The following is a 21094-nucleotide window of genomic DNA, read 5'->3' as shown; positions in this document are numbered from 1 at the left end:
CGAGGCCGACGGGCGGCGCGGAGCCGTCAGGCCTGCTTCGCCACGGGTGCCAACGTGCGGCCGCGGGTGCGCTGGATCAGCACGACGCACGCCAGCACCGCCAGCGCCGCCGCGATCGAGGCGGGGGTGACGGCCTCGCCCAGCAGCAGCGCCGACCAGAGCAGGGTGAGCACCGGCTGCGCGAGCTGGATCTGGCCGACCTGCGCGACGCCGCCCCGGGCCAGGCCCGCGTACCAGGCGAAGAAGCCCAGGAACATGGAGACCGCGGTGAGGTATCCGAACGCGGACCAGGTGACGGCGTCGGCGTGCGGTGGGGCGGCCACGGCGGCGACGACCGTGACCGGCACGGTGACCGGCAGGGAGAGCAGCAACGCCCAGCAGATCGTCCGGGCGCCACCCAGCTCCCGGGCCAGCGCGCCGCCCTCGGCGTATCCCAGGCCGCAGAGCACGACCGCCGCGAGCAGGAACAGGTCGGGCGGGGCGAGCGCACCGCGCACCGCACCGCTGGCGCCGAGGAAGGCGAGCACCGCCAGCAGCCCGCCGGCGCTCGCGACCCAGAACAGCGCCGGCGGTCGCTCGCCGGCCCGCAGCACGGCGAACACGGCCGTCATGGCGGGCAGCACGGTGATGACGACCGCGCCGTGCGCGGAGGTCTGGGTGATGAGCGCCAGCGAGGTGAACAGCGGGAAGCCGACGACGACGCCGAGGGCGACGACGGTCAGCCGCCGCCACTGGGCGCGGGTGGGGCGCGGGGCGGCGGTGAGTCGCAGGTACGCCACCGCCAGCAGCCCCGCGCCGACGGCCCGGCCGAAGGCGACGAACCACGGGTCGAGCTGCTGCACGGCGACGCGGGTGGCGGGCAGCGACATGCTGAAGGCGAGCACGCCCAGCGCGCCGAGGGCGAGACCGACCGTCCGGTCCGCCGTTACCGCGTTCCGGACAGTAGCGCTACTCTTGTCGTTCATGAATGACGGTAACGCAGTCGAACGCGTCAGCCAAGATCTGCGCGGGCTCGTCGCCGTCGCCGAGCCCGGCACGCGGCTGCCCTCGGTACGCGAGCTGACCGCCCGCCACCACGCCTCGCCGGTCACCGTCGCCGAGGCCATCCGACAGCTCGTGGCCGAGGGTTTGATCGAGACCCGGTCGGGCAGGGGGACCTTCGTGGCCGCCCCGCCGCGCGAGTGGCGGGTGCCCGACCTGTCGTGGCAGACCGTGGCGCTCGGCCCCCGCCGGCCGGGCGAGGACGAGATGCAGGCGCTACTGGCGTTACCGCCCGCAGGAGCGATCCCGCTGTCGGGCGGCTACCTCGACGCGGAACTCCAACCCGCCGCCGCGCTCGGTGCCGCGCTCACCCGCGCCGCCCGGCAGCCCGCGTCCTGGCAGCGGGGGCCGGCCGAGGGACGCGCGGACCTGCGCGCCTGGTTCGCCCGCGAGGCCGGGGCCGGGCTGCGCGCCGAGGACATGGTGATCTGCCCGGGCGGGCAGGCCGCGCTGTCGTCCGCGCTGCGGGCGCTCGCCGCGCCCGGCGACACCCTGCTCGTCGAGTCGCCGACCTACCTGGGCGCGCTCGCCGCCGCCCGGGCCGCCGGACTACGGGTGGTGCCCGTGCCCGCCGACGCCGACGGCGTACGGCCCGACCAGCTCGCCGCCGCGTTCGCCCGTACGGGCGCCCGGCTGTTCTACTGCCAGCCGCTGCACGCCAACCCGCACGGCGCGACCCTGGCGGGGCACCGCCGGGCCCGGGTCGCCGAGGCCGTACGCGACGCCGGGGCGTTCCTGATCGAGGACGACTACGCCCGCGACCTCACCATCGACGGCCAGGCCCCGCCGCCGCTGGCCGCCGACGACCCCGACGGGCACGTCGTCTACCTGCGCTCACTGACCAAGTCGACCGCTCCCGGGCTGCGGGTGGCGGCGATCGGCGCCCGCGGCCCGGCCGGCGCCCGGCTGCGGGCGGCCCGGCTGCTGGACGACTTCTTCGTCGCCGGCCCGCTGCAACAGGCCACGCTCGAGTTCGTCACCGCACCGGCCTGGACGCGGCACCGTCGCGCCCTGCGCACCGCCCTGCGGGCCCGCCGCGAGGCGCTGCTGGCCGCGCTCCACCGGCACCTGCCGGAGCTCGTCGGACAGCCGGTCCCGCGCGGCGGCATGCACCTCTGGGTCCGCCTGCCCGAGGGCACCGACGACGTGGCGCTGGCCGCCGCCGCGGCCGCCGAGGGCGTCATCGTCTTCCCCGGCCGCCCCTGGTACGCCGCCGAGCCCCCGGCGGCGCACCTGCGCCTCACCTACGCCGCCGCCGGACCCGAGCTGATGGACGAGGCCGTCCGCCGCCTCGCCCGCGCCCTGCGGGCCTGAGCGGGCCGGGCGGGTCAGCCGAGGGGCGGGGCGGCGGGCGGCCTCGGCGCGTCGTCCCGCCCCCCCTGCCCGCGCGACCGGTCCTGATCGCCGAAGGACTGCCGGACGCCGCGGTTGGCCTCCTCCTGCGTGATGCCGGAGGCCACCATCAGGTCGCTGGCGGTGGTGCGCACCTGCGCGACCACCACACTGCCGGAGAAGCCGACCCCCTCGGCGTACGCCCGGCCCGCCTCGCTGACCGCGCGCAGCGCCCGCTCCCGCGCCTGCTCCGGCTCGTCGCCGACGGCGAACTCGTGCTTGAGCAGGCGTACCGCCTCGGCGAGGTGGGCCACCGCGTCCGGCATCGTCTCCGGAATCTCCTCCTCGTCCTCGATCAGGGTGACCGCGCGCCGGGTCAGCGTGCCGGCGTTACGCATCGCCCGGTCGATCGGGCCGGCGGCCTCGGCGTAGTGGGCGAGCTCGTCCCGCCGGTGCCACCGGGCCGGCGAGAGCATGGCGGTCTCCTTCGCCCCGTCGATGGCCTCGGTGAAGGCGGCCAGCTCCTCCTGGTTGTCGCGGAGCCGGTCCAGGGCCCGCTGGGCCTTGTCCCGGTCCCGGTCCCGCAGGGCCTCCGCGGTGGCGTCGATCTGGTCGGCGAGCAGGTCCAGGGCGGGCCGGGCGGCCCGGTTGATGACCCGCAGCGGATTGAGCGGCAGCAGGATCGCGGTGACCAGCAGCGCGATACCACCGCCGACGAACGCGTCGATGAACCGGGGGATCTCCAGGTTCTCGGTCGACGGGCTGAGCGTGACGATCAGCACCGCCGTGGCCGCCGCCTGGATGACGATCGCCACGCTGGCGCCGGCGAAGACGGTCAGCACGATGGCCAGGGTCACCACGAGACCGAGCTGCCACGGACCGGTGCCGAGAAGGTAGATGAGGACGTCGCCGACGAAGACCCCGATCGCCACCCCGACGATCAGCTCCACCGTACGACGGAACCGCTGGCCGACCGAGGCGGCGAGGGTGCCGACCGCGGAGATCGGCGCGAAGACCGGCTGCGGGTTGCCGAGCAGCTCGTGCGCCGCCAGCCAGGACAGCCCGGCGGCGAGACCGGCCTGCACGGCGAGGCCCATCGCCATCCGCAGCCGGTGCAGCCGGTCGTGCAGGGTCGTCCTGCTGCGGTGCCGCAGGGTCTCCACGGCCTGGGCGACCCGGGCCGTGTCCAGTTCCTTGCCCCGGTCACGCAGGATGGCGCGTCGCACCAGTGAGGGTCGACGGTCCCGGGCCACGGCCATGGCGGGGACTACCCGTGCCGCGCCGGGTGAATCCTCAGCGCCCACGGCGGTACGGCAGACTCGGGTGGGTGGTTGACCTTCTCGACCGGTGGCGGGTTGCGGCCCGGGGAGCCGGGGCCGCCGACACCGCCGAGCTGACCCGGACCGGCGCGGACCTGCTGGCCCGTTGGGGGGAGCCGCACCGGCACCACCACGACACCCGCCACCTGACGGCCGTCCTCGACGTCGTCGACGCGTACGCGCCGGCCGCCGGGCGGCCGGACCTGGTGCGCCTCGCGGCCTGGTGCCACGACGCCGTCTACGACCCGCGCGCCGGAGGCGACGCCAACGAGCGCGACAGCGCGGCGCTCGCCGGCACGCTGCTCGCGCGGGCGGGCCTGCCGGCGGACGCCGTGGCGGAGGTGCGCCGGCTGGTGCTGCTCACCGCCGGGCACGCCGTGGACCCGGGCGACGCCGACGGATCGCTGCTCTGCGACGCCGACCTCGCGATCCTGGCCGCGCCCCCCGAGACGTACGACCGCTACGCCGCGGCGATCCGCCGGGAGTACGCGCACGTGCCCGAGCCGGCCTTCCGGGCGGGCCGGGCCCGGGTGCTCGCCGGGCTGCTCGCCCTGCCGGCGCTGTTCCGGCTGCCGCCGCTGGCGCGGCGCTGGGAGTCGCCGGCCCGCGCCAACCTGACCCGCGAGCTGGCCGCCCTGTCCCTGCCCTGATCTCCTCCCCCGCCGGGGGTGGCCGGACGGTCGCCGACGAGGGCGGGGGCGGCGGGTCACCGCGGGCAGGGAACGGCAGCGGCGGGTCACCGCGCGTGCAGGCGAGAGCGGCGGGTCAGCACGGGTGGAGGACGGGAAGCGCGGCGTCGCCGGGCGAGCGGGTGGCGGGCGGTTCGGGGCGGGGACGGGTGGCGGGCGGTTCGGGGCGCGGGCGGGCCAGGTGCTTCGGGCGGCGCAGGCCGGCCTGGCGCAGCAGGCGCACCAGCTCCCGGCTCGGCACCACCCGTGCGCCCAGCCAGACCGCCATGGCGAACCGTTCGGCGGGGATGTCGTAGTGGTCCCGGTCGAACCCCCGCCGGGACACGCCCAGCGTCTCGGCGAAGACGTGCAGCTCGGCGGGCGAGACGTCGCTGATCAGGTGGGACCAGAGCCGCCCCCGCCACGGCCAGGCGGGCCGGTCCAGGTAGAGCATGTCGGCCAAGCTACCCGCGCCGGGGAGCGGTTGGTGATCGCCCGGGACCGGTCGTAGCCTCGGCGGCATGGCCGGATCCCCTCTCCTCGACGACCTGCGGGCGGCGCTCGGCGACGACGCCGTGCTGACCGACCCGGACCTGCTGCGCACGCACGAGCGGGACGAGGCCGACCTCTGCGCCGCCGGCACGCCCCTGGTCGTGGTCCGTCCGCGCAGCACCGCGCAGGTGGCCGCCGCGGTACGGGCCGCCGCGCGGCACGGCGTACCGGTGGTGCCGCAGGGGGCGCGCACCGGGCTGGCCGGGGCGGCCAACGCCGTCGACGGCGCGATGGTGCTGAGCACCGTCGCCATGGACGCCGTCCTGGAGATCGACCCGGTGAGCCGGATCGCCGTGGTGCAGCCCGGCGTGGTCAACGCGACGCTCGCCGCCGCCGTGGCGAAGCAGGGGCTGTGGTACCCGCCCGACCCCGGTTCCTGGGAGTCGTCGACGATCGGTGGGAACGTCGCCACCAACGCCGGCGGCATGTGCTGCGTCAAGTACGGGGTCACCACCGAGTACGTGCTGGGCCTGGAGGTGGTGCTCGCCTCCGGCGAGGTGCTGCGCACCGGCCGGCGTACCGCCAAGGGCGTGGCCGGCTACGACCTCACCCGGCTCTTCGTCGGCTCCGAGGGCACCCTCGGCGTGATCACCGAGGTGACCGTGGCGCTGCGGCCCGCCCCGGCGGAGTCGCTGACGATGGTGGCGGTCTTCCCGTCCACGGCCGCCGCCGGCGCGGCCGTCGCCGAGATCGCCGCCCGGGGACTCTCGCCCAGCCTGCTGGAGCTGCTCGACCGGACGCACCTGCGGGCGATCGAGGCGTACCGGCCGATGGGGCTGCGCACGGACGCGCAGGCGCTGCTGCTGGCCGCCGCCGACACCGGCTCCCGCGCAGCCGACGACCTGGCCGGGCTGGCCGCGGTCTGCGAGGCGGCCGGCGCCGACGAGGTCTACGCGGCCACCGACGCCGTGGAGGCGGCGGCCCTGTTGCAGGCCCGCCGGCTCGCCCACCCGGCGATGGAGAGGTTCGCGGCCCAGACGTACCCGGGCGGCAACGGCGGCCTGGTCATCGACGACGTGGCGGTGCCCCGGGGCGCCCTGGCCGCGCTGCTCGACGGGGTGGCCCGGATCGCGGTGGAGTGCGACGTGCCGATCGGCGTGGTCGGCCACGCCGGCGACGGCAACATGCACCCGAACATCGTGGTGGACCGGGCCGACCCGGCGAGCCTCGAACGCGGCCGGCGCGCGTTCGACGAGATCATGCGCCTCGGCCTGGACCTGGGCGGCACCTGCACCGGCGAGCACGGCGTGGGCCTGCTCAAGCGGGACTGGCTGGCCCGGGAGATCGGCCCGGTGGGCGTACGGGTGCACCAGGCGATCAAGGACGCCCTGGACCCGGCCGGCCTGCTCAACCCCGGCAAGGTCCTCTGACGGCACGGCCGGCCGACCCGCCCCGGCGGCGACGGCGGGGGACGGACGGCCCGGCGGCGACGGCGGGGGCACCGGCCGCCCCGCGGGCCGGGGCGGGCCCGGGCGTCAGGCGGTCGGCTCGGCCGGGGTGGCCTGGGTGAGCAGGAGCAGGATCTCGTGGGCGATCGGCGGGTGCTCCTCCCCCGGGCAGTCCTGCGACGTGACCAGCCCGGCCGAGGTGACCAGGCTGGAGGTGAGCGCGTCGATGCAGGTGACCTGGTAGCGCCGGACCTGGTCGGTCTCCTTCGCCAGCCCCGGGTCGGCGAGCAGTCCCTGCAGCCGGGTGACGTGCTCCGGGCCGAGGACGCCGGTCGACGTCACGCCGTCGCCGGCGCAGTCGACGCACTCCCACCTGCCGTCCGGTGCCACGTTGAGCGTGCGCAGCGGGCCGTTCGTGCCGACCCGCTGCAGGAGGCTGACCTCGCCCTTCCCGGCGGTCGCCACGCCGCCCGGGCCCGATCGCGACGACCCGGTGCCGACCGGCCCCGGCGCGGGGGCGTCGTCGGCGTTTCCGGGCAGCGAGCAGCCGGCGAGGGCGACGACCAACAGGGCGGCGACGGGCACGCGTACCGCACGCGACCGGGAAGCGGAGGGCACGCGCCGGAACCTATCCCACCGCAGGTGGAGGCCGTAACCGCTGACCGGGGGTCGGGCGGTGAACGTAGGGGGTGACCGGGGCCCGGCCGGTCAGCGCGACGAGGACGGCAGTTCGGCCTGGTCGTCGTCGGCGCCCCGGTCGGCCGCGAAGCCCCGCACGTCGGGCGCGCCGAGCCGGGCGGCGTCGGCGGTGGCGTCGTCGGGCATCAGCTGGGACTGGCGTTCCGCCTCCACCCGGGCCCGGTAGTGCTCGACCTCGCGGGCCCGGGTCGCCTCGTCCCAGCCGAGCACCGCGCCCATCAGTTCGGCCGCGTGGCCCGCCGACTCCAGGCCCCGGTGCGGCGTCTCGAAGGAGATCCGGGTACGCCGGGTAAGCACGTCCTCCAGGTGCAGCGCCCCCTCGGCACGGGTCGCGTACGTCACCTCGGCGGCCAGGTATTCCGGGGCGCCGGCCAGCGGGGAGGCGAGCAGCGGATCCGCGTCGATCAGCGCCAGCAGGTCGCGGGTGAGGGTGCCGTAGCGCTCCAGCAGGTGCTCGATGACCCCGACCGGCACCCCGTGCCGGCGGGCCAGGTCCGCCCGGTCCCGCCACATCGCCGGGAAGCCGTCGGCGCCGAGCAGCGGCAGGTCGGCGGTGCGGGAGGGGCGTACGGCACCGAGCCGGTGGGCGGCCCGGTCGACCACGTCGGAGGCCATCACCCGGTACGTCGTGTACTTGCCGCCGGCGACCAGCAGCAGACCGAGCATCGGCTCGAAGACGGCGTGCTCGCGGGACAGCTTGGAGGTGGAGTCGGCCTCGCCGGCCAGCAGCGGGCGTAGCCCGGCGTAGACCCCCTCGATGTCGGCCGTCGTGAGCGGCCGGTCGAGCACCGTGTTGACCTGCTCCAGCAGGTATGCGATGTCCCGTGCGGAGGCCGCCGGGTGGGACCGGTCCAGACGCCAGTCGGTGTCGGTGGTGCCGATGATCCAGTGCCCGCCCCACGGGATGACGAAGAGCACACTGGTGGCCGTACGCAGGATCAGCCCGGCCTCGCCGGTGATCGCCGAGCGGGGCACCACCAGGTGCACGCCCTTGGAGGCCCGGACGCGGATGCCGGGGCGCAGCCCGACGTCGTTCAGCATCCGCGACATGTCGTCGCTCCACACGCCGGTGGCGGCGATGACGGTGCGGGCGCGTACCTCGAACTCCGCGTCCGGGGAGCCGGTGGGCGCCTCCAGGTCGCGGACCCGGACGCCGGTGACCTCGCGGGCCTGCCGGATGAGCCCGACCGCCCGGGTGCTGTTCACCACGGTCGCGCCGAGGCTGGCCGCCGTGCGGGCCAGCGTCACCACCAGCCGGGCGTCGTCGACCTGCCCGTCGTAGTAGCGGATCGCGCCGGCCACCGCGTCGGCCCGCAGGCTCGGGAAGACGCGGCGGGCGCCCTCGCGGGTCAGGTGCCGGTGCAGCGGCATGCCGCGCCCACCGCCGAAGACCCCGGCGAAGGCGTCGTACGCCGCCACGCCGGCGCCGTAGTAGGAGCGGCGCAACACCCGGGCCGGCAGGCCGCGCACGCCCTGCCCGTCGGGCAGCGGCACCAGGATCGGCACCGGCCGGACCAGGTGCGGGGCCAGCCGGGTGGCGAGCAGCCCGCGCTCGGTGAGCGCCTCGTGCACCAGGTGGAACTCCAACTGCTCCAGGTAGCGCAGGCCCCCGTGGATGAGCTTGCTGGAGCGGCTGGAGGTGCCGGCGGCGTAGTCGCGCGCCTCCACCAGAGCCACCTTCAGCCCTCGCGAGGCGGCGTCCAGGGCGGCGCCCGCCCCGGTGGCGCCACCGCCGATGACCAGCACGTCGAAGCGTTCGGCGCGCAGGCGGCGCAGGTCGGCGGCCCGGCGCTCGGGGGAGAGCTGGCCGGCGGTCGTTCGGGACACGTTGGGGTCACGCACCCGTCCACGGTAACCGTCGCCGCCACCGGGCGGCACGGCCCGTCCGCGCCGTACTGTCGCAGGATGGAGGTCGACCCCCCGTTTCCCGCCGGTCAGCCCGTCCCGCAGCCGCCGGTCGCGTCGGGCCGGCCGAGCCCCTGGCCGGTGGTGGCGGCGGTGCTCACCGGCTGCTGGACCGTCGGGGTGGTCGTCGTGGGCCAGACCGGCGGGTGGCTGGCCGACCAGGTCGTGCTGGCCTCCGGGCTGGACCGGGTGGTCTGGCTCTGGCCGGCGACGGTGCTGTTCACCGTGCTGCTGGTCGGCGCCCCCGCGCTGACGCTCGCCCTGCTGCCGCGCTCGGCGGCGGTCCGTGCCGCCGGCCGGGCCTGGCTGGCGGCGGCGCTCGTGCTCGGCGCGCTGGGGCTGCTCCGGGCGATCCCGCCGGTGCACCACGAGGCATACCTCGCCGCGCTCGCCGCCACGGCCGGCCTGGCCGCCCTCGTCCTGCGGATGCTGGGCCGCCGCACGGCCGCCGCACCGCCCTGGGCACCGGCCGCCGCACCGCCCGCGCCCGCCGCCACAATGCCCGCGACGCCCGGGACGTCCGCGCCCGCCGCCACGCTGCTCGGGGCGGCCGGCGGGCTGGCGCTGCTGCTGCCCTGGGTCTGGGTGGGGGCGCTCGGCGGGCTGCTGGAGACGGTGCTCGCCGGGGTCGCGGCCACCGCGGTCGGCGTGCTGGCCGGGGAGCTTCTCGACGGCGCCTTCTGGTCCCGCCTCGCCGTCGGCGAGCCGCCCCGGCCGGCCCCGTCGGTGCTGGTCGGTGGGCTGGCCGCCGGGGTCGCGCTGCTGCTGCTCGCCGCCGGGGTCGGGCAGTCCGGCGCCCAACTGCCCCTGCTGCTGACGCTGCCGCCGGCCGGCTTCGCGTTGGCGGCCCTGCACCTGGCAGCCCGGCCGCCGGCCGCCACCCGCCACCACCGGCCCGCCAGCCCGGTCGGTCCGACACCGGGCGCGGTCGACCGCGCCGGTCCGACGCCGGGCGCCGCCGCCGGTGGGCCGGAGGCCGCCGTGCGGCCCGCGGTCCGCTGGCTGGTCGGGCTCGGCGTACTCGGCCCGCTGGCCCTCACCGACCCGGAGGAGATCACCCTCGTCCTGGCCGGCACCCGCGACGTGCCGTTCTGGGTGGCGGCCGCAGCCGGCGCGGGGCTCGCCGTCGCGGCCGTCCTCGCCGTGGCGTACGGCGTGCTGCTGACCCGGGGCCGGCGGCCGAGCCGGCGGGTCGCCGGGGTGACCACCGGCGTGCTGCTCGTCGCGGTCGGGGTGGTGGCCGTCGGGGCGGGCCAGCCCGGCCTGCACGGCGAGCGGCTGTTCGTGGTGCTGCGCGAGCAGGCCGATCTCGCGGGCGTGCCGGCGACGACCGGCCGGGCCGGCCGGGACGCCCGGGTCGGCGAGGTCCACCGGCGGCTCGTCGCGACCGCCGAGCGGACCCAGGCCGACCTGCGCCGCGACCTGCGCCGGCTGCGGCTCGACCACACCCCCTACTACCTGGTGAACGCGGTCGAGGTCGAGGGCGGGCCGCTGGTACGGGCCTGGCTGTCGCGCCGGCCGGAGGTGGCCCGGGTGCTGGTCAGCCAGCGGGTGCGACCGTTGCCCGCGCCGGCCGGCCGCAGTCGCGGCACCGCGCCCGCGCCGGCCGGACCGGAGTGGAACGTCCGGATGCTCGGCGCGGACCGGGTCTGGTCCCAGCTCGGGGTGGACGGCTCCGGGATCGTGCTGGGCAGCTCCGACTCGGGCGTGGACGGCGGGCACCCGGCGCTGGCGGGCGGCTTCCGGGGCGGCGACGACTCGTGGCACGACCCCTGGAACGGCACCCGGGCGCCCACCGACGAGGGCGGGCACGGCACCCACACGGCGGGCAGCGCCGTCGGGCGGGGCGGCATCGGGGTGGCCCCGGGCGCCCGCTGGGTCGGCTGCGTGAACCTGGACCGCAACCTCGGCAACCCCGCCTACTACCTGGACTGCCTCCAGTTCATGCTGGCGCCCTTTCCGCCGGGCGGGGACCCGTTCACCGACGGGCGCCCCGCGCGCGCCCCGGACGTGCTCACCAACTCGTGGGGTTGCCCGTCGATCGAGGGCTGCGACCCGGGGGTGCTCCGGCCGGCCACCGCGGCCCTGGACGCCGCCGGCATCCTGGTGGTGGCCGCGGCCGGCAACACGGGCCCCTACTGCGGCTCGATCGACGACCCGCCCGCCCCGTACGCGGACGTGCTGACCGTCGGCGCGGTGGACCGGCAGCGCAAGGTCACCCTGTTCTCGTCGCGGGGCCCGGTGCCGGGGGCGGCCAAGCCGGACCTGGTCGCGCCGGGCGACGAGGTGCTCTCGGCGATGCCGGGCGGCGGGTACGCCACCCTGAGCGGCACGTCGATGGCGACCCCGCAGGTGGCCGGCGTGGTGGCGCTGATGTGGTCGGCCAATCCGGCGCTGGTCGGCGACCTGCCCCGCACCCGGCAGATCCTGCGGGACACCGCGACCCCGGCCGTGGCCACGTACGCGTCGGCGACGCAGACCTGCGGCGGCGACCGGAACATCACCGGCGCCGGCCTGGTCGACGCGTACGCGGCGGTGCGGGCGGCACGGGGGTGAGGGGCGGAGCGCCGGTTCACCGCAGCCGGTCGAGGAACTCCCGCGAGCGCCGCAGCACCAGTGCCGTCGCCTCCGCGTCGTAAGACGGCAGCGTGCTGTCGGTGAACAGGTGCTGGTCGCCCGGGTAGACGAACAGCTCGCCGAGGTCGGGCCCGACGATGCCGACCAGCTCGCGGGCAGCTTCGACGTCGCCTTCCAGGGCGAAGAACGGATCGGCGTCCATGCCGTGGATCTGCACCGGGACCCCGGCTGGCCAGGGGCCGACGGCCCATTCGCCGGTGACGGGTAGGCAGGACTCGTAGAGCAGCGCGCCACGGGCGCCGGGCCGGGTCTGGGCGAGCCGCTGGGCGGTGGCGGCGCCCCAGGAGAAGCCCGCGTAGACCAGGCCGTCGGGCAGCTCGGCCACGGCCCGGTCGGCGCGCTCGCGGAGCACCTCGCTCCCGATGCGTTTCGTGAGCGCGAAGCCCTCGTCGAGGGTCGCCGGGCGGTCACCGTCGAACAGGTCGGGGGTGTGCACGGTGTGCCCGCCGGACCGCAGCTGTTCGGCGAACCCGCGCAGCCCGTCGGTGACCCCACGCAGATGGTGGAACAGGACCACGTCGGCCATCTCTACACTCCTGTCAACAGGCGACAACGATCGAATGATCCATGATTCTAGAACGGTCGAGAAATGTCGAGCAATGAGCGGATCCCGGACTACGACCTCGACGAGATGCTCGTGGTCACCGCGCCCGCGCAACTTCGCGCGCTGGCCGACCCCCTGCGCGCCACCCTCCTGGAGCTGCTCCTGAAGCGGGCCGCCACAGTGACCGAGCTGGCCCGGGCGGTCGACCGGCCGAAGAGCAGCGTCGCCTACCACGTGACCGCGCTCGTCGACGCCGGCCTGCTCAAGGTGGTGCGGACCCGGCGGGTGCGGGCGATCGACGAGCGGTACTACGGCCGGGTCGCCCGCACGCTCTACATAGGCGTGCTCACCCGCCCCGAGGACAGACAGGTCGCGACCGCCGTCAACGGGCTCGCGGAGGCCGTCGCCGAATCCGCCGCGGCCCACGCCGCCGACGAACTGCGCTGCACCCTCGTCCACGCCCGCATCCCGATCGAGGACGTACGCGCGTTCTGGGCCGAGGTGCAGGCGCTGACCCGCCGCTTCGCCCAGATCCCCCGGTCCGGCGACCAGGTGTACGGGTTCGTCGCCGGCCTCTACCCCACCGACGCGCCGACCCTTCCCGAGCCCGACCCCGACCCGGAGCCGAAAGCCGAGCCGGCCGGCTGAGGCGACCGGGTCGGTCGCGGCACGCCACGGCGGACCGCCGGCCGGGTGGCGCCAACGGGGACTCTTCCCAGGCGGCCGACAAGGGCTCTTCTTAACAGCAGCGCTCCGGTGACCTAGGGTCGGCGTCCATGGACCTGAAGATCGTCGAGCTGGGGCCCGACCGGCTGCCCGCCGTGGTGGAGCTCTGCGGGCGGGCACTGGACCTGCCGGAGGACGCGGCCGAGGCGCCGGCCGTCGTGGACGCCCTCTGGGCGCGGGCCGCCGCCCACCGCCCGGTGTTCGCGTGGGGCGCGCACCGGCAGGGACGCCTCGTCGGCGTGCTCGTCGGTTCCCTCGCCGCCGGCGACGGCGACGCCCGTGGTCACGTCGACCTGGTCGCGGTGGCACCGCAGGAGCGGCGAAAGGGTGTCGGGAGGGCCCTGCTGGCGGTCGCCGAGGCGCGCTTCGCCGAGCTCGGCGCGGTGGAGGTGCTGCTCGCTGGCAACCCGCCGCACTACGCCTGGCCCGGCATCGACGTGCGCTACACCCCGGCGATCTGCGCCGCGCTGGCGCTCGGCTACCGGCAGGACCGCACGGCGTGGAACATGACCGCCGACCTGTCGTACGACGACTCGCCCGCGCTGCGCCCGACGGAGCCGGCGGAGGAGCGGCTGGCCGGGCAGGGCGTCACGGTCCGCCGCGCCGGGGCGGGCGACCTGCCGGCGCTGGCGGAGTTCGCCCGTGCCACCTTCGGCGGGGCCTGGGACGCCGAGCTGGCCGGCTCGGTGGGCCGGGAGGGAGCCGGTTGCCACCTGGCCGAACGCGGCGGCGAGGTGCTCGGCTTCGCCGCGTACGGCTCGTCGCGGCCGAGCTGGTTCGGCCCGATGGGCACCGCCCCGGCGGCGGAGGGCTCGGGGATCGGCGGGGTGCTGCTGCGCCGCTGCCTGCGCGACCAACGGGCGGCGGGCGTGTCGGCGGCGCAGATCGGCTGGGTCGGGCCGGTCCCGTTCTACTCGGGCAGCGCGGGTGCCCGGATCGAACGCGTCTTCTTCCTGTACCGCAGGTCACTGCGGGGCTGACAACGGGGCGAACGGGATATAGACCCCCATAACGCCATTTGCCCGCATTGGTGATCGTCGCGCCCTACCGTTTCCGGTAGAGGAGGCAGCCATGACCACGGACGACGAACGCCCCGGCCCGTTGCCGTTCGACCGGCTCGACTACGGCGACGCCGAGCAGCAGGCGGAGATGGCCGGCGTCGACGAGCCGGCCGACGAGCCGGTGACGCTGGTCGACGAGCCGGTGCAGATTCCGCAGCCGTACGACCGGGCGCAGAAGAGGCGCAACCAGCGGCCACTGCCGACGTGACAGCGGAAGGGGCGGACCGCTGACGCGGCCCGCCCCTTCCGGCGTTGGAGCTGGACTCAGAAGTCCATGTCCCCGCCACCCGGACCAGCCGGGGCGGCCGGGGTCTTCTCCGGCTTGTCCGCCACGACGGCCTCGGTGGTGAGGAAGAGCGCCGCGATCGACGCGGCGTTCTGCAACGCCGAGCGGGTCACCTTGGCCGGGTCGATGATGCCCGCGGCCAGCAGGTCGACGTACTCGCCGTTGGCGGCGTTGAGGCCGTGACCCGGGTTGAGGTTGCGAACGTGCTCGACGACCACGCCACCCTCGAGACCGGCGTTGACGGCGATCTGCCGCAGCGGGGCGTCCAGCGCGATCTTGACGATCTGCGCACCGGTCGCCTCGTCGCCGACCAGGTCCAGCTTGTCGAAGGCGGTCTTGCCGGCCTGCACCAGCGCGACGCCACCACCCGGGACGATGCCCTCCTCGACGGCGGCCTTCGCGTTGCGGACGGCGTCCTCGATGCGGTGCTTGCGCTCCTTCAGCTCGACCTCGGTGGCCGCGCCGACCTTGATCACCGCGACGCCGCCGGCCAGCTTGGCCAGCCGCTCCTGCAGCTTCTCGCGGTCGTAGTCGGAGTCGCTCCGGTCGATCTCGGCCCGGATCTGGTTGACCCGGCCCTGGATCTGCTCCGCGTCACCGGCACCGTCGACGATGGTGGTCTCGTCCTTGGTCACCACGACCTTGCGGGCGCGGCCCAGCATGTCGAGGCCGACGGCGTCCAGCTTGAGGCCGACCTCCTCGCTGATGACCTGGCCACCGGTGAGGATGGCGATGTCGGCGAGCATGGCCTTGCGGCGGTCACCGAAGCCCGGCGCCTTGACGGCGACCGACTTGAAGGTGCCCCGGACCTTGTTGACGACCAGGGTCGCCAGGGCCTCGCCCTCGATGTCCTCGGCGATGATCAGCAGCGGCTTGCCCGACTGCATGACCTTCTCCAGGATCGGAAGCAGGTCCTTCACCGACGAGATCTTGCTGTTGACGATCAGGAGGTAGGGGTCGTCGAAGACGGCCTCCATGCGCTCCGGGTCGGTCATGAAGTAGGCCGAGATGTAGCCCTTGTCGAAGCGCATACCCTCGGTGAGCTCCAGCTCCAGCCCGAAGGTGTTGCTCTCCTCGACGGTGATGACGCCTTCCTTGCCCACCTTGTCCATCGCCTCGGCGATGATCTCGCCGACGCTGGTGTCACCGGCGGAGATGGAGGCGGTGGAGGCGATCTGCTCCTTGGTCTCGACGTCCTTGGCGAGCTTGAGCAGCTCCTCCGAGACGCTGGCCACGGCGGCCTCGATGCCCCGCTTCAGGGCGATCGGGTTGGCACCGGCGGCCACGTTGCGCAGGCCCTCGCGGACCAGGGCCTGGGCCAGGACGGTCGCCGTCGTCGTGCCGTCACCGGCGACGTCGTCGGTCTTCTTGGCGACCTCCTTGACCAGCTCGGCGCCGATCTTCTCGTAGGGGTCCTCGAGCTCGATCTCCTTGGCGATGCTCACACCATCGTTGGTGATGGTGGGGGCACCCCACTTCTTCTCGAGCACGACGTTGCGGCCCTTGGGGCCGAGCGTCACCTTCACGGCGTCGGCGAGCTGGTTCATGCCCCGCTCGAGGCCGCGGCGAGCCTCTTCGTCGAACGCGATCATCTTGGCCATACGGCGTTGTCCTCCTGGACACTCACGGGCCACCCGGAGTGTGTGTCCCGGATGGGCCGCCTGGTGTACGCACCTTGGGACGTCGCCACCTGGCGACGACGACGTCTCCTCGGCCGGGCCGGATAGCCCGCGACGACCGGCCATGTGCCGCAGCCGCGTCTGGACGCCGCTACGACCGTGGCCCTACCGCCCCGACCATTGGCACTCACGGTATGCGAGTGCCAATGACTTGTTTAGCACTCTCCCCTGCCGAGTGCAAGCACGATGGGCCCGGTCAGCCGAGTTCGCCGGCCAGCCGCGCGCTGTCCACCGGCCCCTCGTGGGCGCGTTGCTCGGCGTACGTGACGACCAGGCCGACCAGCTGGGCGAGGTGGGTCGGCAGGGCCAGCAGCGCGCCCACCACCGCAACCACGATCACGCCGACCGCCGTGCCGGGCGAGTCCATCGGGGTGGTGCCGAACGGCAGCGCGCCGATGCCCTCCACCATGCCCGCCGCGCCGCCGCCGACGATCACCGCCGCCGCCACCAGCGCCACCCGGCCGAGCAGGAGGCCGAGCCGGTCGTGGAACATCCGGAAGGACCGGCCGATCGGGTGCTGCCGCTCGAACAGGTAGACCGGGCCGGCCATGCTCAGCGCGAAGGCGAAGTAGATGCCGGGGATGAAGCAGAGGCAGAGGCCGAGGCCGATGATCACGCTCATCAGCAGGGTCCAGGCCCAGAGGCCCAGGGCCCGGCGCGCCCCGTACGACAGGGCATCGCCCATGCCGACCGGCTGACCGGCCGCCTGCCGGGTGACCACCCAGGTGCCGGCCGCCCAGCCCAGACTCTGCACGAAACCGAAGACGAGGGCGCTGCCGAGCACCACGGACAGCATGACGCCCAGGTCGGTCACGAAGGTGTCGGGCAGCGCGGCGGGATCGTCGCCCATCGACTGCTCCCACTTGGCGGTCGGGTCGAGGGCCAACGAGAGCACCGACACCACGAGGGCCGGCAGCACCTGGGTGAGCAGCAGGATCGGCAGCAGCAGCCGCCAGCCCCGGCGCACCGCGCCGACGCACCGGTTGAACCAGCCGTTGACGCCCGCGCCGGGCGGGGTGACGAGCAGGTCGGCCGGGTCGAGGCCGTGCCCCGGCGGGTACCACCCGTGGCCCGGCTGCCCGGGGTAGGCGACCGGGGCGCCCGGATACCACGGCTGCCCGCCGTACGGGCCCGAGCCGACCGGGTATCCGCCGGTGGGCGGGAAGACCCAGCCCTGCGGCGGCGGACCGGCCGGCGCGCCGCCGGGTGGCGGCGCGGAGGGGTCGGGGTCTCCCGGGGGCGGCGCGGCCTGGGGCGGCAGGTCGGACATGAACCCTCCTCAGCGATGGCTGGAACGGCTCACGATCCTCCCCTGCCGACGCAACCGCGCCGACGCCCGCCCCCGAGGGACGGGCCGGTCACGGGTGCCCCGCGCCGCCGGGTCGCCCCGGCCCCCCCACGGCCGAGCCGAGAGGGCGACCGGCGGGGGGCGGGAGGAGTGCCGGGGTCAGGCGACGACGCGCACGCGCTCGGCCTGGGGGCCCTTCTGGCCCTGGGCGATCTCGAACTCGACCCGCTGGCCGTCGTCCAACGCCTTGTAGCCGTCCATCTCGATCGCCGAGAAGTGGACGAAGACGTCCTGCCCGCCGTCGACGGCGATGAAGCCGTAGCCCTTTTCGGAGTTGAACCATTTCACGGTGCCCTGTGCCACGGTGCACTTCCTCACTCTGCGCGGCGTTCCACGACCCCGGAGGCCGGGCAGGCCGGCACCGGAGGACCACCGGCCCGGCGATCGACGAAGGCCGCTGAAACGGTGACCGAAATCGCACGCTACACGAAGCGTGACGACGGCGCACGACCACAAACCGGGCGAATTTCGACCGAGCGGCATCGGCGTTCATCGCTGTGGTAGGCATGCGTCATGACGAGCACGCCCGCCGGGTCGCCGCCCGCGCGGCGGGCGAAGATCCTCCGGGTCCGACCGCGCGACGCCGCCCGGGTGCGGGCCCTGCGGCTGGAGATGCTCGCCGACGCCCCGCTGGCCTTCCTGGAGACCCTCGCCGACGCGGCGGCCCGGTCGCACGCGGACTACGCGGCCCGGATCGCATCCGTCTCCACCGGGGCGGGCACCGCGCAGTTCGTCGCGGACCCGGGCGGCAGGCTCGTCGGGCACGCCGGCGGCACGGCGGCCCCCGGGGAACCGGGGCTGACCGTGGTCTACGCCGTCTACGTCACCCCGGCCTGGCGGGGCAGCGGCCTCCTCGGCGACCTCGTCGACGCCGTGGCGGCCTGGTCGCGGGCCTGCGGGCGCCCCGAACTGATGCTGGAGGTCGTGGTCGGCAACGACCGGGCCTACCGCGCGTACCAGCGGCTGGGCTTCGTCGACACCGGCGTACGCGTCCCGCACCCCACCGTGCCGGCGCTCACCGAACTCCAGATGCGCCGCCCGGCCTGACGGGCCGCCAGGCGCCCGGCCCGAGGCCGTCCGGATCGGCCCGTCTGGGGCCGACCCGGACAACCGCGACCGACTCAGGCGTGCCGGCGGGACTGCACGATGCGGAACCGGTTGGCGACGTAGGCGCCGTCGGTGAGGGCAGAGTTGGCCGCCGCGTTGGCGCCGCTGCCGTGGAAGTCGGAGAAGGCCGCCGACTGGTTCACGAAGACCCCGCCGGTGAGGTTGCAGGACAGGTGCACCCCGACCTCGACCGCCGCCGCCTCGGCCGCGTCGAGGACCGCCTCGTCGGTGGAGTAGACCGCCGCGGTGAGCGCGCCCTTCTCGCCGACCGTGGCGCGCAGGATCTCCAGGCTGTGCGCCGTGGAGTCCGTGGCGATGGCGAACGAGATCGGCCCGAACCACTCCTGCGAGTAGGTCGCCGTGTCGTCGGCCGCCAGCCTGACCACCGTCGGGGTGCGGACCACCGCGCCGGGGAAGGCCGGGTGCTCGACCGTACGCGACTCCAGCACCGCCTCGCCGACCTTGGTGACCGCGTCGAGGCGCTCCAGCACCCCGTCGTTGACGATCGCGCCGGTCAGCTCCACCCCGCGCGCCGGGTCGGCGGTGATCTTGGCGACCGCCGCGGCGATCCCGCCCGCCACCTCGTCGAAGCTCTTGTGCCCCTGGTCGGTCTCGATGCCCCCGGAGGGGATGAGGATGTTCTGCGACGTGGTGCACATCTGGCCGCTGTAGAGGGTCAGGGTGAAGCCGAGGTTGCGGCACATGCCGGCGAAGTCGTCGGTGGAGTCGATCACCACCGTGTTCAGCCCGGCCTTCTCGGTGTAGACCGCCGCCTGCCGGGCGTTGGCCTCCAGCCAGTCGCCGTACTCGGTGGAGCCGGTGAAGTCGACGATCTTCACGGCCGGGTGCAGGGCCAGCGTGGAGGCGAGCTTCTCGCCCGGGGCCTCGGGGGCGAGCAGCACCAGGTTCGGGTCGAAGCCGGCCTCGGCGAGCACCTCCCGGGCGTACTTCACCGTGATCGCCAGCGGCAGCACCGCGCGCGGGTGCGGCTTGACGACCACCGGGTTGCCCGTCACCAGCGAGGCGAACAGCCCCGGGTACGAGTTCCAGGTCGGGAAGGTGTTGCAGCCGATCACCAGCGCCACGCCACGGGGCACCACGTGGAAGGTCTTGCTCATCCGCAGCGGGTCGCCCTTGCCGGCCGCCTTCTCCCAGCCCGCCGTCCCCGGGTGCCGGGTCATCTCCGCGTACGCGTAGGCGACCGCCTCCAGCGCGCGGTCCAGCGCGTGCGCGCCGCCGGCCTGGAACGCCATCACGAAGGCCTGGCCGCTGGTGAACTGCACCGCGTTGGCCAGCTCGAAGATGTGCTTGTGCAGCCGGTCGAGGATCTCCAGGCAGACCCCCGCCCGGGCCTGCGGGCCAGCGTCGCGCCAGGCGGGCAGGGCGGCGGAGGCGGCGGCGACCAGCTCGTCGGCGCCGGCGTGCGGGTAGCGGACGCCCAGTTCGACACCGAACGGGCTGGCCTCGGTGGCGACCCGGTCGGCCGCGCCCGGCTGGTCGAGGGGGAAGTCACCGCCGAGGTACGCCTCGAAGGCGGCCTTGCCGTCGGCGGCGGCGGTCTCGCCGTAGACCCGGGGGCTGGGCGACTCGGGGTAGGCGGACCAGTACCCGCGCTCCGTGATCGCGGTCAGCGCCCGGTTGAGGGTGTCGGCGTGCCTGTCGTACAGGGGGTGCGGGGTCTCCGTCATGCCCGCCATAATGCAACAGGAAGCCCTCAGATCAGTAGGGGCGTGTCACAACTCAGATGGTGAGCTGCCAGTCGGTCCAACCGTCGACGGGACGGAACCCGAGTTGCTCGTTGATCCGCACCATGTGGGTGTTCTCGGCCGCGTTGAAGGTGTCGATCGCGCGTACCGCCGGCTCGTGGGCCAGCAGGTGGCGCAGGTTCTCGACCTTGGTGAGCAGGCCGAGGCGGTGACCGCGGTGCTCCGGGTCGACGATGGTGATCTGCTGGAACGCGTGCCAGTCGGCCGACGCGCCGACGTCGAGCAGGGTCCAGGCGACCACCCGGCCGGACGCTTCGTGGCGCGCCGCCGTGTGGTAGCGCCGCCGCCCCCGCACCCGCAGTGCCCGCTCGATGCCACGGACCCGCTCGACGTCGATCCGCTCCGGCTCCCACTCCACGTCGCCCAAGGGCGCGTCGGCCATCAGCCGGCCGTCCAGGTAGGCGATGTCGGCGACGTACTCCTCGGGGGTGTCTCCCTGCCAACGCAGGACGTCGTAGCCGGCGGCCCGGCCCCGGGCCTCGGCCAGCGCGGCGGCCAGGCCGTCGTGGTCGAGCCGGGTGGTGTCGAGCCGGCGGCGGACCTCCGCCAGCGCCGGCCGGGCGCCGGTCGACGCGGCGAACGCGGCGGCGGCCCCGGAGCGGGCCGGGCCGCCGGGCAGAGCGGAGACCGCCATCGCCAGCACCCGCTTGCGGCCCCGCTCCCGCAGCAGGCGTACGCCGTGCTCGTGCAGCGCACGCCCGACGCCGCGGCGCCGCCACTGCGGGTGCACCACCACCTCGGCCGTGGCGTTCTCGGTGTTGTCGAGCTGCGGCAGGTCCAGCGCGAGGTAGCCGGCCGGCACGCCGTCGAGCCGGGCCAGCGCCCAGAGCGGCTCGTTGCCCGGCATCGGGTGCCGGATCGCCGCCTCGAAGCGCCGCCGGCAGAAGGGCGGGAAGTCCGGCAGGTCGGCGTCGTTGGCCGCCGCGCCGATCCGGTACGCCTCGTCGACGGCGGCCTGGTCGGCGGCGTCGAGCGGCGCGATCGCGATGCTCATCGGCTGAGGGTGCGCCACCCGACGACGATCGGGCCAGCGAAT

Annotated in this window: 19 protein-coding genes; 8 read left to right on the top strand and 11 right to left on the bottom strand. The window is 75.3% G+C overall.

Annotated elements, in window-relative coordinates:
- Positions 1-26: 26 nt before the first annotated feature.
- Complete coding sequence (locus tag GA0070610_RS00330) at positions 27-965, bottom strand: DMT family transporter (protein WP_088998162.1); 939 nt, start codon at positions 963-965, stop codon at positions 27-29.
- Here GA0070610_RS00330 and GA0070610_RS00325 point away from each other — a divergent pair.
- Entirely contained in the window at positions 964-2355 is a 1392-nt protein-coding gene (locus tag GA0070610_RS00325; protein ID WP_088998161.1) for an aminotransferase-like domain-containing protein, read from the top strand. The genes GA0070610_RS00330 and GA0070610_RS00325 overlap by 2 nt on opposite strands.
- A 14-nt stretch (positions 2356-2369) precedes the next feature.
- On the opposite strand, the gene GA0070610_RS00320 is transcribed toward GA0070610_RS00325, so the two are convergent.
- Positions 2370-3626 (bottom strand): FUSC family protein, encoded by a 1257-nt coding sequence (locus GA0070610_RS00320; protein WP_231926138.1) that lies wholly within the window; start codon positions 3624-3626, stop codon positions 2370-2372.
- Positions 3627-3700: 74 nt separating this feature from the next.
- On the opposite strand from GA0070610_RS00320, the gene GA0070610_RS00315 reads away from it, so the two are divergent.
- Positions 3701-4342, top strand: a complete 642-nt coding sequence (locus GA0070610_RS00315) for an HD domain-containing protein (RefSeq protein WP_088998159.1) — start codon at positions 3701-3703, stop codon at positions 4340-4342.
- A 115-nt stretch (positions 4343-4457) separates the two neighbouring features.
- Here the strand turns inward: GA0070610_RS00315 and GA0070610_RS00310 are convergent, their stop codons facing one another.
- Complete coding sequence (locus GA0070610_RS00310; protein WP_088998158.1) at positions 4458-4814, bottom strand: DUF4031 domain-containing protein; 357 nt, start codon at positions 4812-4814, stop codon at positions 4458-4460.
- A gap of 67 nt (positions 4815-4881) precedes the next feature.
- Between GA0070610_RS00310 and GA0070610_RS00305 the strand changes: the two genes are divergently transcribed.
- The gene (locus tag GA0070610_RS00305; protein ID WP_088998157.1) at positions 4882-6282 is read left to right on the top strand and encodes an FAD-binding oxidoreductase; all 1401 of its coding nucleotides are present in this window, start codon (positions 4882-4884) and stop codon (positions 6280-6282) included.
- 105 nt (positions 6283-6387) lie between these two features.
- Here the strand turns inward: GA0070610_RS00305 and GA0070610_RS00300 are convergent, their stop codons facing one another.
- Both GA0070610_RS00300 and GA0070610_RS00295 read right to left on the bottom strand, forming a co-directional pair.
- The gene (locus tag GA0070610_RS00300; RefSeq protein ID WP_088998156.1) at positions 6388-6918 is read right to left on the bottom strand and encodes a hypothetical protein; all 531 of its coding nucleotides are present in this window, start codon (positions 6916-6918) and stop codon (positions 6388-6390) included.
- 90 nt (positions 6919-7008) lie between these two features.
- Positions 7009-8826, bottom strand: coding sequence for a glycerol-3-phosphate dehydrogenase/oxidase (locus GA0070610_RS00295; protein WP_089003179.1), 1818 nt, complete (start codon positions 8824-8826; stop codon positions 7009-7011).
- Between the two features lie 78 nt (positions 8827-8904).
- Here GA0070610_RS00295 and GA0070610_RS00290 point away from each other — a divergent pair, with 78 nt between their 5' ends.
- Complete coding sequence (locus tag GA0070610_RS00290) at positions 8905-11460, top strand: S8 family serine peptidase (protein ID WP_088998155.1); 2556 nt, start codon at positions 8905-8907, stop codon at positions 11458-11460.
- Between the two features lie 16 nt (positions 11461-11476).
- Here GA0070610_RS00290 and GA0070610_RS00285 read toward each other — a convergent pair whose 3' ends face one another.
- Positions 11477-12067, bottom strand: a complete 591-nt coding sequence (locus GA0070610_RS00285) for a dienelactone hydrolase family protein (protein WP_088998154.1) — start codon at positions 12065-12067, stop codon at positions 11477-11479.
- Between the two features lie 63 nt (positions 12068-12130).
- Here GA0070610_RS00285 and GA0070610_RS00280 point away from each other — a divergent pair, with 63 nt between their 5' ends.
- The 3 genes from GA0070610_RS00280 to GA0070610_RS00270 all read left to right on the top strand — a co-directional run bounded on the left by GA0070610_RS00280 (position 12131) and on the right by GA0070610_RS00270 (position 14080).
- A complete protein-coding gene (locus tag GA0070610_RS00280) occupies positions 12131-12733 on the top strand; it encodes an ArsR/SmtB family transcription factor (RefSeq protein ID WP_088998153.1) in 603 nt (200 codons plus the stop codon).
- 128 nt (positions 12734-12861) lie between these two features.
- The gene (locus tag GA0070610_RS00275) at positions 12862-13791 is read left to right on the top strand and encodes a GNAT family N-acetyltransferase (RefSeq protein WP_088998152.1); all 930 of its coding nucleotides are present in this window, start codon (positions 12862-12864) and stop codon (positions 13789-13791) included.
- A 91-nt stretch (positions 13792-13882) separates the two neighbouring features.
- Positions 13883-14080, top strand: a complete 198-nt coding sequence (locus tag GA0070610_RS00270) for a hypothetical protein (protein WP_088998151.1) — start codon at positions 13883-13885, stop codon at positions 14078-14080.
- Between the two features lie 56 nt (positions 14081-14136).
- Here GA0070610_RS00270 and groL read toward each other — a convergent pair whose 3' ends face one another.
- The 3 genes from groL to GA0070610_RS00255 form a co-directional block, all read right to left on the bottom strand.
- Positions 14137-15759: a chaperonin GroEL gene (gene groL / locus GA0070610_RS00265; RefSeq protein WP_088998150.1), complete on the bottom strand. Its 1623-nt coding sequence runs from the start codon at positions 15757-15759 to the stop codon at positions 14137-14139.
- Between the two features lie 274 nt (positions 15760-16033).
- On the bottom strand, positions 16034-17107 hold the full coding sequence (locus tag GA0070610_RS00260) for a hypothetical protein (RefSeq protein WP_088998149.1): 1074 nt from the start codon (positions 17105-17107) through the stop codon (positions 16034-16036).
- 177 nt (positions 17108-17284) lie between these two features.
- Positions 17285-17488 carry a cold-shock protein gene (locus GA0070610_RS00255; RefSeq protein WP_088998148.1) on the bottom strand — a complete coding sequence of 68 codons (204 nt, stop codon included), beginning with the start codon at positions 17486-17488 and terminating at the stop codon, positions 17285-17287.
- 210 nt (positions 17489-17698) lie between these two features.
- On the opposite strand from GA0070610_RS00255, the gene GA0070610_RS00250 reads away from it, so the two are divergent.
- Entirely contained in the window at positions 17699-18232 is a 534-nt protein-coding gene (locus tag GA0070610_RS00250; protein ID WP_088998147.1) for a GNAT family N-acetyltransferase, read from the top strand.
- A gap of 74 nt (positions 18233-18306) precedes the next feature.
- Here GA0070610_RS00250 and paaN read toward each other — a convergent pair whose 3' ends face one another.
- The gene (paaN, locus tag GA0070610_RS00245) at positions 18307-19980 is read right to left on the bottom strand and encodes a phenylacetic acid degradation protein PaaN (protein ID WP_088998146.1); all 1674 of its coding nucleotides are present in this window, start codon (positions 19978-19980) and stop codon (positions 18307-18309) included.
- 52 nt (positions 19981-20032) lie between these two features.
- Positions 20033-21052 (bottom strand): GNAT family N-acetyltransferase, encoded by a 1020-nt coding sequence (locus GA0070610_RS00240; RefSeq protein ID WP_088998145.1) that lies wholly within the window; start codon positions 21050-21052, stop codon positions 20033-20035.
- Positions 21053-21094: the final 42 nt, after the last annotated feature.

Origin of the sequence: Micromonospora echinofusca (assembly GCF_900091445.1) — a bacterium.
GTDB classification, from domain to species: Bacteria; Actinomycetota; Actinomycetes; order Mycobacteriales; family Micromonosporaceae; genus Micromonospora; species Micromonospora echinofusca.
The sequence above is the reverse complement of the archived record's forward strand: the minus strand, read 5'-3'. Positions and strand labels throughout refer to the sequence as shown.